This is a genomic window from Peribacillus sp. B-H-3 (assembly GCF_048572925.1).
Lineage (GTDB): Bacteria > Bacillota > Bacilli > Bacillales > DSM-1321 > Peribacillus.
This window is the reverse complement of the sequence record NZ_CP183879.1, coordinates 3548045-3562640: the sequence shown is the minus strand read 5'-3', so window position 1 is coordinate 3562640 and position 14596 is coordinate 3548045. Positions and strand designations below refer to the sequence as shown.

Sequence of the window (14596 nt, the reverse complement as noted above, 5' to 3'; positions counted from 1 at the left end):
AAAATATAACCAGATTTACAAGTAACAACCCTCACAACATTTTAAGTGTTAAGGATGTGGATGAAATGCCTGAATTTCCTAGTGAAATTGACTTTCTCTCTTTATTTGAGTGCGAACCCGCTCTATTGGATACCTCGAAAGACGTCCCATTTTATTATAATCAGGCAACATACCGATTTTCTAACGGAGAAGATGACTTTGTTGTTAAGCTTTCTCCCTCATATGGCGTAGTGAAAATTCAAGTGACCCGAAGCGGTACAAATAGATTGTTATCAATATTGGAATTAGAACGGGTTGAAAAATTCGAAATTACAGCAGATAAAAAAGACCATTCAAGCATACTGTTAACTGTTATAAATGAGGAAACACAGCAAATGATTGAAATAGATTTCAAACCATACTTTAAACAAATCTTCAGAGAACATCTGACTAGATGAAGCCGATTCAGGTCTAGTAAGTGCTGCAGGTATGGCGCAGCATGAATCATTTTAAAATAAATCAGGAAAAAAGAAGGAATGTCAGAGATTTTGCCGAAATATATAGTTATTCAAATAAGGAGGTGTAAAATGGTTGGAATCCATTGAAAAAACAGCAGATCATATATTATCAAGTGCTATCCGCTTGTCTGCTTCTGATATCCACATTCTTCCCCGCAAGGAAGGGCCGCTCGTCCAGTTCCGCATAGATAACAAGCTGTATCCCCAAGAAGTACTCACCCAGGATGAATCTGACAGGCTCATATCTCATCTTAAGTTTCTTGCATCGATGGATATCGGCGAAAAAAGAAGGCCGCAAAGCGGTGCCATCACCATGACATTTGACAACAAAACGGTTGGCCTCAGGCTGTCGACACTTCCCGCATCTTATTCAGAAAGCCTTGTAATCCGTTTGATCCCGCAGCATGCAATTCTTCCTCTTGAACGCTTATCGCTCTTTGGCAGCACTGCCAATAAACTCATCGCCCTTCTTAAACACTCCCATGGCATGATTATCTTTACCGGCCCAACTGGAAGCGGCAAAACTACCACCCTTTACTCCCTGCTCCACCACGCAAAAGAAATCATCAACCGAAATGTCATCACTCTTGAAGATCCCATAGAAAATGAATCTGAAAAAGTGCTGCAGGTGCAGATTAATGAAAAAGCCGGCATTACGTATTCAGTCGGGCTTAAGGCTGCATTGAGGCATGACCCAGACATTATAATGGTCGGTGAAATCCGTGATGCGGAAACAGCCAAAATCGCCGTAAGGGCAGCACTGACAGGGCATCTTATATTGACCACCATGCATACACGTGATGCAGAAGGAGCGGTTTACCGCCTGATGGAATTTGGCGTAAACTGGCTTGAAATACAGCAGACACTGATTGCTGTAACTGCACAGCGGCTATTAGAGCTAAAATGTCCTTTTTGCAAAGGGCCTTGCACAGAAGCATGTAACGAGAAAAAAAGAAGCAAGCGGGCAAGCGTGTATGAATTGCTGTACGGAAAAGAGCTTACCCGTGTACTGCAGACAGCGAAGGGCGAAAAAGGAAAAATAAAGTATCGTACGCTGAAGGACGAAATCAGCAAGGCGGTGGCCATGGGATATGTAAAGCAAGAGGAATTTGACCGGCTGGTGCATGAAGATGAAGCGAAGTAAATGGAATATGAAGGAACAGGCTCTGTTATTATCCAGGCTCGGCGATCTGCTGGAAAATGGATATCCGCTCTCGCAGGCGCTGCACTTCCTGAAACTCCAGGAAACGAAGAAAAAGACGGCAGACCTTGAAAACGCCCTTTTAAGCCTGCGGGACGGAAATCCGCTTCATTCTGTGTTAAGCGAGCTTCGCTTTCATCCCCAATTAATCAGCTACATATTTTATGCAGAACACTATGGACAGCTGGCAAAAGCGCTTAAAGATGCAGGAACCTACTGGCAGAAACGGGCTCAGGATATGGAGAAAATCAAGAATTTGCTTTTTTATCCGATTTTCCTGCTCGTGTTTGCAGGCAATGTTTTTTATGTGCTTCAAAAGGTCCTGATCCCCAAATTCCAGGTTCTCTTTCAATCGATGGACGCCAAAGAAAATGTATTTATGAATCTGGTTCTCAGCTTTACAAAAACCCTCAAGGAAGTTCCATGGATACTTGGCATTCTTCTATTCATCATTTTGCTTTTGAGGCAGTTCTGGTTCAGGAAGCTTTGTCCCCTGAAACAGAGGAGTCTCCTGCTGCGCATCCCCATTGCCGGTTCTTTCATCCGGTTATTTGAAACCCACTTTTTTGCCAGCCAGTTCAGCGGTTTGCTGTCTGGCGGGCTCTCCATTAATGAAAGCATCACCTTATTTTCAAGAAATCAGCAGCAGCCGTTCTACAATAAGCTATGCACCAGGTTACGCAAAGAACTGACCGAAGGAAAATCCCTCGAGAAAATTATAGGGGAGATGCCTTACTTTGAGAAGCATCTTGGCATTATTACCGCGAACGGGCAAAAGCATGGACGGCTGGATCAGGAGCTGTTTCATTACAGTTCATATTTGCTGAAGAAAATAGAAGAAAGGATGGCCATGATTGTAAGGATCATACAGCCTTTGCTGTTTTCTATTATCGGATTACTGGTTGTTTCAATCTATCTGGCAGTACTAATGCCAATGTTTTCATTGCTTGACGGAATTTAAGGAGGAAAAATGATGAATGAAAAAGGTTTTACCCTTATTGAAATGCTCATTGTATTATTAGTCATTTCCATTTTGCTGATTATAACAGTCCCGAATATCACCAAGCATCAATCAACCATTCAGACAAAGGGATGCGAAGCCTTTTCAAAAATGGTGCAGGCTCAGGTTGAGGCCTATCAGATTGACCATAATAAGCTTCCCGCCGGAGTTGCCGAGTTAAAAACAGAAGGCTACCTGAAGGAAACCACCTGTCCAAATGGGTCAGCGGTTACTATTGATACGGGCGGCCAGGTAAGTGTATCGGATAATGGAGGAAAATGATATTTGCCTAGTGAAAATGAAATGTGACGGAGGCTACACGCTCGCTGAGATGCTGATCGTTTTAAGCATCTTCATCTTAATCTATTCTGTCTCCTGGGGGCTTTATCCCAGGTTTATGGACCATCAGGAAACAAGGCAATTCCTCACTGATTTAAACAATGATATTTTGTATGCACAGCAATATGCCATCAGCCACCAGGCTTATACCAGTTTTGCAATAGATTCGGCTCTTTCAAAATATCAGATATACACAATGGAGGATGGAATTGTCAGAAGCAGGCAAATTCCGCATGATATTGATTTCGTGAAGGGGACCATGAACTTAATTATTTATTTCACCTCCAATGGCAACGTATCGATAGCAGGCGCTTGGTTTATTTTCACCCCTGATGGCACTTACAAGCTGACCCTTAACATTGGCAAAGGAAGGTTCCGAATTGAAAAACTCTAGCGGCTATATTTATCTGGAAATGCTCGCTTCTTTTTTTCTATGCGTCTTTCTGGCAGTGTCGATCTTCCCGATAATGAGCAAAATCCGCCATGACCGGAGTGATCTTTTCATGAAGACAGAAGCTTATCATCTGCTTTATGAGCAGCTGGATGCTTACATGGATGGAGAGGGACAGGCATCAGGCAGTCTTAAAAGCAGGGGGCACAGCTATATATTAACCTGGAGGGAATCTGCGGTGTCCCAGGGGATGATGGAAGGGTGCATAACATATAAAAAAGCAAACGGGCGGGAAGAAACATTTTGTGATACTGCGAAAAGATGACGGATTTACCATGGCGGAGATGCTCGCATCTCTTGTTGTGCTGCTGTCAATTTCTTCTCTTGTTCTGCAGATGGCTGCCATTCTTCATACCAGCCTTGGATCTAAAAGCAGCATCAATCCCAGGGAATGGGAAATTTGCATCAACCAGATAAAAAGGGAAGTCAGGCAGTCAACAAGCCAGGAGGCATCCGGTGACACGGTGTATTTAGTCATCGGAAGCGATGTGGTAACAATCGAGAAATATCAGGATAAATTAAGAAGGAAGTTGAACGGGGTAGGCTATGAGGTTCTTTTGCAGAACATAAAAAGCTTTTATGCAAAAAAAGAGGGGAAGTCGATTGTTTTGACAGTGACAGACAAGGAAGGGGCTTCCTTTTCAAGAATTCTGAGGCCCTATATAACGAGCAGGAATGAATAATCAAAAAGGCATGGTTTTTCCGATAATGATGGTGGTTGCTGCAGCTTTCATTTCAGCAGCACTATTTGCGATCGACCAGTATGTACCTGATAGGAAATTTCACAAAGAGACAGAAGAAAAGCTTGTGAACGACCATTTGCTGAAGCTTGCAGCTAAGGATCTTTCTATAATGCTGCCTCAGGATATTACAGGGAAAATCAGCACCGGAATTTTCTTTTATCAAAATGGGGACGTGTATTATCAGGTGAAAAAACAAGGCCTGGCAATCGTTCAGGTGACGATTTTCGCCACTACAAAGTCCGGGCGCAGAAGTGAATCCATTTTTATTTTTAATCTATCTTCAGCCAAAATCACTGAATGGAGGGAGAGGTAGGCGTGTATAAAAAGCTGGCGATCTGTGCATACTTGCTAATGGGTGATAAAGATGTCAGCGAATGATTATATTAAATTTTTAACGCAGCAGTTTGTGATGTATACAAATGTGCCAAAAAATCAGCGCAAAGAGCAAAAGCAGATGAAAAAGGAAAACAAGCAGCCCTTTATGAGCACCTGGTTTGGCATTATGCCTTTTGCTTTAAAAATGCTGATTAAAAGGAAGTAAACATGCCCTTTCCTGCCGAAAGGGTATGTTTATTGGAATAACCGGATAACAGGAAGGGGGTCCCTGCTAACCGGTTTTTTTATGCATGATTTTTTTGCCGGTAAAAGGAATCTGTTAAGTAAAATAATCCGCCATTTACAATGGAGATGTCGATTTTCGGTTCATATTGAGCCCGAAGCGCTTCTTTTTCTGTATAATAGCTTTCATTTTTTTCTTCCATATCTTCATAGAAATGCTCCAGGAGCTGAAGATCTGCATTCCAGCGGTTTATCGCTTCTTCTGCCCAGGAATGGTCATCACCTTCCACATAGTTTTTCCGGATGAAGGTATCCAGGCGCGACAGCCCGCTTTTATGCTTGATAAGCGGCGAAAGCGTAAAGGAAAAATCCGGAATTTTCGGTGTCATTTTTAAGGAGAGGACTTTATCATGAAATTCATCCAGCACTTCTCCTGAGATTAAATTGAGGGCAACAGATAAGAAGACATCTTTCTTCCTGTCGCACTGATAAGAAACCTTCACATTCAAATTCAGCCAAGGATACAGGGAGTGTTTGGCTGTTCCTTGCTGTGCAATGTCTTCATAAAGCCTGATGAATCCTGCAAGCTCCTTTGTAGAAGCAAAAATCTGGTGAAGACGCGGCGAACCGAAGTGTATCACTTCGCCTTTAAGATCTTCAGGTGCTTTAGCTGAATCCGTAATTAATGTCAGCTTCTGAGGGTTGGGCTCGCCGCCGGTTTTTTCAAGATAGTGCCAATAAAAAGGGCGGTTCATCAGCGCTTTATCCATTTCCACCGTAAGCTGGACAACCAGATGGGAGCTGTGGTCCTCAAGAATTTCACACTGGTTGGACTGGAAGTACTGTTTTAGGAACTCATGGATTTCCTGCTGCTGCAAAGTGATCACCATCCTTCATTTCCTGCGCGAATTTAATAAGCGACGAAAGATTCTCCATTTTTATTTTCATTTCGCCTTCTGTCCGGGATTCCCCGACAACATCCACCAGATATTCCTCTATATTTCCGATATCCAATTTTGTCAGGATATCATCAAGCTCGCCGATCACCTTTTCAAATAAATTGATTTTTTCATACAAAAGCTTCAGGATATGTTCTTCGACTGTATCCTGGGTGGCAAAGTTATAAATTCTTACATCTTCCTTTTGCCCAAGCCTGTGAATCCGGCCGATTCTTTGTTCAAGCCGCATCGGGTTCCACGGGAGGTCAAAATTGATCAGATGATGGCAAAATTGAAGGTTGATTCCTTCGCCGCCTGCTTCTGTTGCAATCAAAACCTGTGTCCGGTTTTGGAAGAGCTCTCGCATCCAATCCTTTTTACCTCGTTTGAAGCCACCCCTGAAGGGAACGGAATTGATGCCATGCTGCTGCAGGTACCACTGCAGATAAAGCTGTGTTGCCCGGTATTCTGTGAAAATGATCACTTTATCATTAATTTTCTGGATCAGCTCTAGTGCCTTCTCAGCCTTGGAGTTCCGTTCTGTTTCATTCACCAGTGTGAATAAATGATCAAGTCTTGCTGAAAATTCCTCTGGAGGATTTTCATATTTTCCTTTCATCTTCTTTAATGTATAAAAAACAGCTTCCCGGCTGCTGCATGCTTCTCTTTGCAGCGTGAGCGACGAAAAGGCACTTCCGGTTTTTTCTCCTGAGTCCGGCTTGAAATTCGTGACTCCATCATATAGGGCACGCTCTGTAGGAGACAGCTCGATGATGATGGTTTCCACAATCCTTTTGGTCCACTCGATGCCGGTATCGGCCCGGCGATTTCGAATCATGACTGTATTTACCAGTTCTTTCAGATGTTCATCATCATTCAGGCTTCTGCCTTTGCCTTTATATTTCTCGGCAAACAGTGCGGCATTGCCCAGGTGGCCCGGCTTCAGCAGGGAAACAAGATGGAAGATTTCCTCCGGTTTATTCTGAATTGGTGTTGCCGTCAGAAGCAGGCAAAACTTCTTCTTCAAATTCTGTGCAAACTCATAGTTTTTAGTTTTATTGTTCTTGAGTTTATGTGCTTCATCAATAATGATCATATCGTATTCCTGCTGAAAGATGATGTCGCGGTGCGGATCTCGCTTTGCCGTATCGATCGAAGACACCACACAATCACAGGCTTCCCACACATAGCTTTTTTTCTGGGCAACTGCAGGAATGTGAAACTTGGTATTCAGTTCAAACGCCCATTGGCTGACAAGGGAAGCGGGTACAAGAATCAGGACTTTTTTGACCAGGCCGCGGATCATGTATTCCTTTAATATAAGCCCTGCTTCAATCGTCTTTCCAAGCCCTACCTCATCGGCAAGGATCGCTTTTCCATTCATTTCTTCCACTACCTGTTTTGCTGCCTCAAGCTGATGGGGCAGCGGGACTAATTGCGGCAGATGCTTTGGCGCCTGCAGACCTTCAAAATCCGGGACAACGAGCTGCCTTTCGATATCTGCGGCCAGTTTATACAAGTCCCAGTTAGCCCATGGCCCGTCTTTCTCAATCTTTTGTAAAAACTCTTCTCCCCAGTCTTGATCGAAGCTTATTTCAATCTTCATGGTCTTGCCCCCTAAGCAGAATGAATAATGTGATATCTATAAAATCGAGCTAAACACGAACATTAGAAGGTAGAAAAATAAAATTAGTAAGTTGTTTGCGTTTTCAAGATAAAAGTTATTGCGGAAAAAACATTCTTAATGGTAGGATGGGAATAGAATTTGAGTTTTACAAATTTTCATACTGGCAGAAAACATAACTGCAGCCTCTGATAAATGATTAGATTGCTGGTTTTCTCATAGTATGTACAATGGGTCTTTAAAATATAAGCGGATGAAGGCATGGGGAGAGACTGCATGGCGCAGCGCCGAAGGAGCAAGCTTAACAGCGAATCTCTCAGGCAAAAGAACTCTTGCTGGACGCAGCTCTGGAGAGAGTCCACGTTACGGGACCACCAAAGGGGAAAGCCTACTAAAGGTAAACTTTCAGGTTTCAGGACAGAGAATTATGCCCAAACAGGGCAGCTCTGTCCTTTTTTATGCCCTTTTTTCTAAGAAAGCTGAAACGTTGTATGAGCCGCAAAAGAAAGATTTTTAATCTTATTTTTAAGGAGGCAGCATTTTGACAGAATTAAAAAGAACACCATTATTCGAAGTGTACCGTGAGAGCGGGGGCAAAACGATTGATTTTGGCGGGTGGGAATTGCCTGTCCAGTTTTCCGGAATAAAGGAAGAGCATGAAACGGTCCGGACCAAAGCGGGGCTATTCGATGTATCTCATATGGGTGAATTTGAAGTGAAGGGACCCGGAAGCATTGAATTTCTTCAGAAGATGCTGACAAATGATATCCTGAAGCTGCAGCCCGGCGGAGCCCAATATACAGCCATGTGCTATGAAAATGGCGGAACTGTTGATGATTTGATCGTTTATAAAAAATCGGATGAAGAATATCTTCTGGTAGTAAATGCTGCTAATATCGATAAAGATTTTGAGTGGCTTCAGGCCAGCTTAATAGAGAATGTTGAATTGACAAATGTTTCTTCTCATTATGCCCAGCTTGCACTTCAGGGCCCGGCAGCGGAAACCGTGCTTCAAAAATTATCTAAAAATACTGATTTGAGTGAAATAGGGTTTTTTAAATTCAAGGATGATGTTGATTTGAACGGAGTCACAGCGCTCGTTTCAAGAACGGGCTATACAGGCGAGGACGGATTTGAAATTTATTGTGAAAGTGAATCCGGGCCAGCTCTTTGGAGAGAGATCCTTGCTGCAGGCAAGGAGGAAGGCATCCTTCCTATTGGCCTTGGAGCCCGGGATACGCTCCGGTTTGAAGCTAATCTTGCTCTTTACGGACAGGAGCTTACGGCTGATATCACTCCGATTGAAGCGGGAATCGGCTTTGCTGTCAAAACCGATAAAGAGGCAGATTTCTACGGGAAATCTGTTTTAAAGAAGCAAAAAGAAGAAGGAGCCCCAAGAAGAAGCGCTGGAATTGAAATGATAGACAGAGGGATTCCGCGCCATGGCTACCCTGTATTTGCCGAGGGAGAGCAGATTGGTGAAATCACTACAGGCACCCAGTCTCCGACACTGAAGAAAAATTTGGGACTTGCCCTATTAAAAAGGGAGTTCACTGAAATTGGCACAGAAGTGGAAGTCGAAATAAGATCAAAAAGATTAAAAGCTAAAGTCATAGCAACACCTTTTTATAAAAAACCGAGAAAATAGAGGGGAATGAATGTTACATGACGCATCGCTATTTGCCGATGACAGAGCAAGACAAAAAAGAAATGCTGGCTGAAATCGGTGTTTCAGCCGTTGATGAGCTTTTCAGCGACATACCGGAAAAAGTCCGTTTCCAGGGTGAATATAACATCAAACCGGCCAAAGCCGAATCATCTCTCATTAAAGAGCTTTCAAGAATGGCTTCGAAAAATGCCGACACAAAAAGCTATGCATCTTTTCTTGGTGCAGGTGTTTATGATCATTATGCTCCTATTATTGTTGATCATGTCATTTCACGTTCAGAGTTTTATACAGCATATACACCATACCAGCCAGAAATCTCGCAGGGTGAGCTGCAGGCGATTTTTGAGTTCCAGACTATGATCTGTGAGTTGACTGGGATGGATGTTGCCAATTCCTCCATGTATGACGGAGGCACGTCCCTTGCTGAAGCGGCCATGTTAAGCACCGGGCATACCAAAAGAAAGAAAATCCTGCTTTCCAGCGCTGTGCACCCTGAATCCAGGGAAGTCGTCAAATCATACGCAAAAGGCCAGAATGTGGAGGTCATTGAAATTCCTTTCAGTGACGGAATTACCGACCTTGAGGCATTAAAAGAGCAGATGGCAGATGATATTGCAGGGGTTATCGTCCAGTATCCGAATTTCTTCGGCCGTATTGAACCGCTGAAAGAAATAGAAGAAATTGTTCATTCTGTGAAATCCATGTTTATTGTTTCATCGAATCCGCTTGCACTCGGGGCATTGACGCCTCCAGGCAAATTCGGGGCCGATATCGTTGCCGGCGATGCCCAGCCATTCGGGATCCCTCAGGCTTTTGGTGGTCCTCACTGCGGCTATTTTGCCGTAACGAATAAATTAATGCGCAAGGTTCCAGGGCGTCTTGTCGGCCAGACAGTGGACGAAGACGGAAAACGCGGATTTGTGCTTACCTTGCAAGCGAGAGAACAGCATATCAGGAGAGACAAGGCAACATCCAACATTTGCTCGAACCAGGCCTTGAATGCCCTTGCCGCTTCAGTAGCCATGACAGCACTTGGCAAAAAAGGCGCGAAGGAAATTGCTGTGCAAAATATCCAAAAAGCCTTTTATGCGAAGAAGGCACTGAAGGAGAGGGGTCTGGAAGTTATTTTTGATGGCCCGTCATTTAATGAATTTGTCGTTAAACTTCCTGCATCTTATGAAGAAATCAATCAAAATTTATTTGAAAAAGGCATCATCGGCGGTTTCGATTTGGGCCGGATTATCCTGATTTAAAAGATCACATGCTTGTAGCGGTCACAGAATTAAGGACGAAAGAGGAAATTGACGCTTTTGCCAAAGAACTGGGGGAGAGCCATGAATAACCAAGATCAGCCATTAATTTTTGAATTAAGTAAACCAGGAAGAATTGGCTATAGCCTGCCTGAAATGGATATTGAAGAAGCAAAGCTTGAAGACTTGCTTCCTGAAGGATATCTAAGGGAAGAAGAAGCAGAGCTTCCTGAAGTTTCAGAGCTCGACATCATGCGCCATTATACAGCTCTGTCCCACAGGAATCATGGTGTTGATTCAGGTTTTTATCCGCTCGGTTCATGTACAATGAAGTATAATCCGAAAATCAATGAACAGGCAGCCCGCATCTCAGGCTTTGCCCATATCCATCCGCTTCAGGATGAAGGCACCGTCCAGGGAGCGCTTGAACTGATGTATGACCTGCAGGAGCATCTTATTGAAATCACTGGCATGGATCAGGTAACCCTGCAGCCTGCAGCTGGTGCTCACGGGGAATGGACAGGTTTGATGATGATCCGTGCTTTCCATGAGGCAAATGGAGATCATGGGCGTACAAAGGTAATCGTCCCGGATTCTGCGCATGGAACAAACCCTGCTTCAGCAACAGTAGCTGGCTTTGAGACGGTCACTGTAAAATCCGATGAAAATGGACTGGTCGATCTTGAGGATTTAAGAAGGGTTACTGGTCCTGATACAGCAGCATTGATGCTCACCAACCCAAATACACTGGGCTTATTTGAAGAAAATATTCTTGAAATGGCTGCGGTTATCCATGAAGCAGGTGGAAAGCTGTATTATGACGGAGCCAACTTGAATGCGGTACTGTCTAAGGCACGCCCTGGCGACATGGGATTTGACGTGGTGCATTTAAATCTGCACAAAACATTTACAGGCCCTCATGGCGGCGGCGGACCCGGCTCAGGCCCGGTTGGTGTGAAAAGCGACCTTATTCCGTTCTTGCCAAAGCCGCTGGTTGTAAAGAAAGACGGAGCGTACGGCTTTGATCATGACCGCCCACAATCGATCGGCCGTGTAAAGCCTTATTACGGCAACTTTGGAATCAATGTCAGGGCATATACGTATATCCGTTCAATGGGGCCGGATGGACTCAAGGCCGTAACGGAAAATGCAGTCATTAATGCGAATTACATGATGCGCAGGCTGGCACCGTACTATGACCTGCCGTTTGACAGGCATTGCAAGCATGAATTTGTCATCAGCGGAAGGCGCCAGAAAAAGCTGGGAGTACGGACCCTTGATATTGCAAAAAGGCTGCTTGATTTTGGATACCATCCGCCAACCATCTACTTCCCATTGAATGTGGAAGAATGCATGATGATTGAACCGACGGAAACAGAATCCAAGGAAACTCTTGATGCATTTATTGATGCGATGATCCAGATAGCTAAGGAAACAGAGGAAAACCCTGAAATCGTGCAGGAAGCCCCGCATACAACCGTCATTAAACGGCTGGATGAAACACTCGCTGCCAGAAAGCCGGTCCTCAGGTATTTAAAGCAATAAGGCAAGGCAGCATAAAATCTTTTTGATCTATTGATAGGCCTAACTACAAAGAAGCCGTACTTATTGGTACCGACCCCCGAAAGTTAGAGTGAAAAAATCGAACTTTCGGGGGTGTTTTTATGGCTAAATATAGTGAAGAATTTAAAATAAAGCTTGTCACCGAGTATTTAGATGGAAATCTTGGCTATAAATCATTGGCAAAAAAATATAATATGGGCAGCCAGACACCAATCGTGGAATGGGTAAAAGTCTATAAATCTCAGGGGATGGAAGGATTAAAACGAAGAAAGACGAAGAAGGAGTATTCTGTTCAATTTAAATTAGATACGATACAATTTATGTTACGTACAGGTACTTCTTATTTAGAAACTGCTGTTCAATTCAATTTGAACCACCCTTCCTTGACTAGACGCTGGATGAAAACATTTCAAGAACAGGGAGTAGAAGGCCTGAAACTAAAATCAAAGGGGCGGCCTTCTATGTCTAAGAAACCCAATAATCAGAAGAAAAAAGAAGAAAAAAAGGGAACACGAGAAGAAGAGTTAGAACGTGAGAATGAACTACTAAGACTGGAGAATGCGTATCTAAAAAAGCTAAAAGCTTTTCGCGAGAATCCGAACGCCTTTCACGAAAAGCACAAACTAAGATGGCATTCGAACTTAAAGAAGAAGGATTTCGATTAAAAGATATTCTCTTTGTTGTAGGAATTCCAGAAGCAACTTATCACTATCATGTGAAAAGTTTTGGTAAAGAAGACCCGGATATAAAATTAAAAGAACTCATTGCACACCTATTTAAAAAGTTTTATGAACGCTACGGTTATAAACGTATTTCTACGGAATTAAAGAAACTAGGACACCTTGTCAATCATAAAAAAGTCTATCGTATTATGCGGGAGCTAGGATTAAAATGTGTGAAATTCATGCGAAAATCTCGTACTTATAATTCCTATAAGGGGACGATTGGAAAGGTAGCGAAAAATCGATTATCTCGCCGTTTTAGCACACCTGTCCCTCTTCAAAAATTAGTAACCGATATTACAGAATTCAAATGTCTAGGCGGAGAGAAATTATATGTAAATCCGATTCTTGACCTTTATAACGGAGAAATTGTTGCGTTTGAAATAGGGAAACGTCCAACGTTAGATCTTGTCATGAAACCTTTGAAAGAAACATTAGAGGTACTAAAGAATCATGCGACCTATCGCACCACGATCCATTCCGATCAAGGCTGGCACTATCAACACAACAAATGGGTGAGGACGTTAAAAGAGAATAAAATATTTCAAAGTATGTCACGTAAAGCAACCTGCGCAGACAACGCTTCGATGGAGAATTTCTTTGGCATTTTAAAGCAAGAAATGTATTATGGGGAAAAACTAGTAAGTTATGAAGAATTAAAAAGTGGAATAGAAGAATATATCCACTGGTATAACAATGAACGATCAAAAACAAAATTAGCTGGATTGAGTCCAGTCGAATACCGAACTCAATCTAGCCAATCAGCTGCATAATAAAACTCTAACTTTTGGGGGTAACCACCATTCCATGTTTTTGGAATAAGTACGGCTTTTTCATGATTGGCCACACAACGGCTAGCAAGGTGATTGTTGAAAGAGCCTGTTCAGCAAATGCGACTTATGATATTCTTTATTTATCAAAATTTTCCAAATGATTAGCTTTTCCGTTAAAGAACATAAAGAAATGGGGTATTCAATTGGTACAGAGCACACAAAATATTTACTCACCTCCAAAACATATAGTTTCAGCAGCGACTATTGTATTGAATGAACAAAAGGAAATTCTATTAATAAAGGGACCTAGAAGAGGCTGGGAAATGCCAGGCGGACAAGTTGAAGAAGGAGAATCTTTGAAAGAGGCTGCAATAAGGGAAACAAAGGAAGAGACAGGTATTGATATTGAGGTCTTAAAATTTTGTGGAATATACCAAAATGTGAACTCTTCCATATGCAATACGCTGTTTTTAGCTAAGCCGGTTGGAGGCAAATTAACGACTTCACCAGAAAGTTTGGAAGTAAGGTTCTATCCTGTTGAGCAAGCATTAGAAATGGTCACTTGGAAGAATTTCAGAGAAAGAATTGAATACTGTCTGAATGAAGACACACACCCTTTCTATATTGAATTTTAACGGTTTTATATTTAATTATATAGGGATTAACCTTTAAAGATTTAGGGACAAAACAAGAATCCATTGCTGATGGATTCCTGTTTCGTTCATATTTATAGAAGTGCTGAATGTTCAGCAGGCGTTATTAATTGTTTGACTTAATTTTTCCGCTCCACTGCTTGAAGCCGCCTTTTAAATGATACAGCTCTTTGTAGCCTTTTTTGTGAAGCAGCTGTGCAGCCCTTGCGCTTCTTAGGCCGCTCTGGCAATAGAGATATACCGGCTTGTCCGGACGAAGCTCTTTAAGGCGGGGCTTCATTTGGGTAAGCGGAATATTTCTTGCACCCAGTATATGCCCGTTATCATATTCGCTTGTTTCGCGGACATCAATCAGCTGTGCCTTTCGGTATCCGGCGACGAATTCATCCTGGCTGAGCGTTTTTACAATACGGCGCTGATTGAACCAGTTGAATGCTGAATAAACAATAACGGCAGCAGCGATGACGATTAATATGTATAATCCCATGAAAAATTCTCCTTTCTGACTAAATCCAACTTGCAGACACCACTTATTATATAATTACAGCGCACGATAATCAAAAGATTTTTCCAGTGTTTATCATTATCCTGCGATAAAGCTATTTCCTTTTTATT

General features: G+C 42.7%; 17 protein-coding genes, 1 pseudogene and 1 riboswitch. Of the genes and pseudogenes, 15 read left to right on the top strand and 3 right to left on the bottom strand.

What is annotated here, in order from left to right; genetic code table 11:
• Positions 1 to 65: 65 nt before the first annotated feature.
• From ACN6MY_RS17685 to ACN6MY_RS17645, 9 genes are all read left to right on the top strand, one after another.
• On the top strand, positions 66 to 437 hold the full coding sequence (locus tag ACN6MY_RS17685; protein ID WP_419881360.1) for a hypothetical protein: 372 nt from the start codon (positions 66 to 68) through the stop codon (positions 435 to 437).
• Positions 438 to 570: 133 nt separating this feature from the next.
• A complete protein-coding gene (gene comGA, locus ACN6MY_RS17680) occupies positions 571 to 1641 on the top strand; it encodes a competence type IV pilus ATPase ComGA (RefSeq protein WP_419881359.1) in 1071 nt (356 codons plus the stop codon).
• On the top strand, positions 1628 to 2659 hold the full coding sequence (comGB, locus tag ACN6MY_RS17675; protein WP_419881358.1) for a competence type IV pilus assembly protein ComGB: 1032 nt from the start codon (positions 1628 to 1630) through the stop codon (positions 2657 to 2659). Before comGA ends, comGB begins: the two co-directional genes overlap by 14 nt.
• Positions 2660 to 2668: 9 nt before the next feature.
• Positions 2669 to 2980: a competence type IV pilus major pilin ComGC gene (comGC, locus tag ACN6MY_RS17670; protein WP_419881357.1), complete on the top strand. Its 312-nt coding sequence runs from the start codon at positions 2669 to 2671 to the stop codon at positions 2978 to 2980.
• Positions 2955 to 3431, top strand: a complete 477-nt coding sequence (comGD, locus tag ACN6MY_RS17665; RefSeq protein ID WP_419881356.1) for a competence type IV pilus minor pilin ComGD — start codon at positions 2955 to 2957, stop codon at positions 3429 to 3431. Before comGC ends, comGD begins: the two co-directional genes overlap by 26 nt.
• Positions 3418 to 3753, top strand: a complete 336-nt coding sequence (locus tag ACN6MY_RS17660; protein ID WP_419881355.1) for a hypothetical protein — start codon at positions 3418 to 3420, stop codon at positions 3751 to 3753. The genes comGD and ACN6MY_RS17660 overlap by 14 nt, the downstream gene beginning before the upstream one ends.
• Positions 3734 to 4171 carry a competence type IV pilus minor pilin ComGF gene (gene comGF, locus ACN6MY_RS17655; protein ID WP_419881354.1) on the top strand — a complete coding sequence of 146 codons (438 nt, stop codon included), beginning with the start codon at positions 3734 to 3736 and terminating at the stop codon, positions 4169 to 4171. The genes ACN6MY_RS17660 and comGF overlap by 20 nt, the downstream gene beginning before the upstream one ends.
• A complete protein-coding gene (gene comGG / locus ACN6MY_RS17650; protein ID WP_419881353.1) occupies positions 4164 to 4544 on the top strand; it encodes a competence type IV pilus minor pilin ComGG in 381 nt (126 codons plus the stop codon). Before comGF ends, comGG begins: the two co-directional genes overlap by 8 nt.
• A gap of 51 nt (positions 4545 to 4595) precedes the next feature.
• The gene (locus ACN6MY_RS17645) at positions 4596 to 4772 is read left to right on the top strand and encodes a YqzE family protein (RefSeq protein ID WP_419881352.1); all 177 of its coding nucleotides are present in this window, start codon (positions 4596 to 4598) and stop codon (positions 4770 to 4772) included.
• Between the two features lie 79 nt (positions 4773 to 4851).
• On the opposite strand, the gene ACN6MY_RS17640 is transcribed toward ACN6MY_RS17645, so the two are convergent.
• Both ACN6MY_RS17640 and ACN6MY_RS17635 read right to left on the bottom strand, forming a co-directional pair.
• A complete protein-coding gene (locus tag ACN6MY_RS17640) occupies positions 4852 to 5667 on the bottom strand; it encodes a YqhG family protein (protein ID WP_419884203.1) in 816 nt (271 codons plus the stop codon).
• Positions 5645 to 7333 (bottom strand): DEAD/DEAH box helicase, encoded by a 1689-nt coding sequence (locus tag ACN6MY_RS17635; RefSeq protein WP_419881351.1) that lies wholly within the window; start codon positions 7331 to 7333, stop codon positions 5645 to 5647. Before ACN6MY_RS17635 ends, ACN6MY_RS17640 begins: the two co-directional genes overlap by 23 nt.
• Before the next feature lie 271 nt (positions 7334 to 7604).
• Positions 7605 to 7693: riboswitch (glycine riboswitch) on the top strand.
• Between the two features lie 199 nt (positions 7694 to 7892).
• Here ACN6MY_RS17635 and gcvT point away from each other — a divergent pair.
• From gcvT to ACN6MY_RS17605, 6 genes and pseudogenes are all read left to right on the top strand, one after another.
• Positions 7893 to 8999: a glycine cleavage system aminomethyltransferase GcvT gene (gene gcvT, locus ACN6MY_RS17630; RefSeq protein WP_419881350.1), complete on the top strand. Its 1107-nt coding sequence runs from the start codon at positions 7893 to 7895 to the stop codon at positions 8997 to 8999.
• Positions 9000 to 9016: 17 nt separating this feature from the next.
• Positions 9017 to 10362: pseudogene (gene gcvPA / locus ACN6MY_RS17625) on the top strand (aminomethyl-transferring glycine dehydrogenase subunit GcvPA).
• Positions 10355 to 11815 (top strand): aminomethyl-transferring glycine dehydrogenase subunit GcvPB, encoded by a 1461-nt coding sequence (gene gcvPB, locus ACN6MY_RS17620; RefSeq protein ID WP_090989195.1) that lies wholly within the window; start codon positions 10355 to 10357, stop codon positions 11813 to 11815. The pseudogene gcvPA and the gene gcvPB overlap by 8 nt, the downstream one beginning before the upstream one ends.
• Positions 11816 to 11934: 119 nt before the next feature.
• Complete coding sequence (locus ACN6MY_RS17615; protein ID WP_419881349.1) at positions 11935 to 12498, top strand: transposase; 564 nt, start codon at positions 11935 to 11937, stop codon at positions 12496 to 12498.
• Positions 12462 to 13328, top strand: a complete 867-nt coding sequence (locus ACN6MY_RS17610) for an IS3 family transposase (protein ID WP_419881046.1) — start codon at positions 12462 to 12464, stop codon at positions 13326 to 13328. The genes ACN6MY_RS17615 and ACN6MY_RS17610 overlap by 37 nt, the downstream gene beginning before the upstream one ends.
• 203 nt (positions 13329 to 13531) lie before the next feature.
• Positions 13532 to 13963 carry an NUDIX hydrolase gene (locus tag ACN6MY_RS17605; protein WP_419881348.1) on the top strand — a complete coding sequence of 144 codons (432 nt, stop codon included), beginning with the start codon at positions 13532 to 13534 and terminating at the stop codon, positions 13961 to 13963.
• A 124-nt stretch (positions 13964 to 14087) separates the two neighbouring features.
• On the opposite strand, the gene ACN6MY_RS17600 is transcribed toward ACN6MY_RS17605, so the two are convergent.
• Complete coding sequence (locus tag ACN6MY_RS17600; protein ID WP_071350306.1) at positions 14088 to 14468, bottom strand: rhodanese-like domain-containing protein; 381 nt, start codon at positions 14466 to 14468, stop codon at positions 14088 to 14090.
• Positions 14469 to 14596 lie beyond the last annotated feature (128 nt).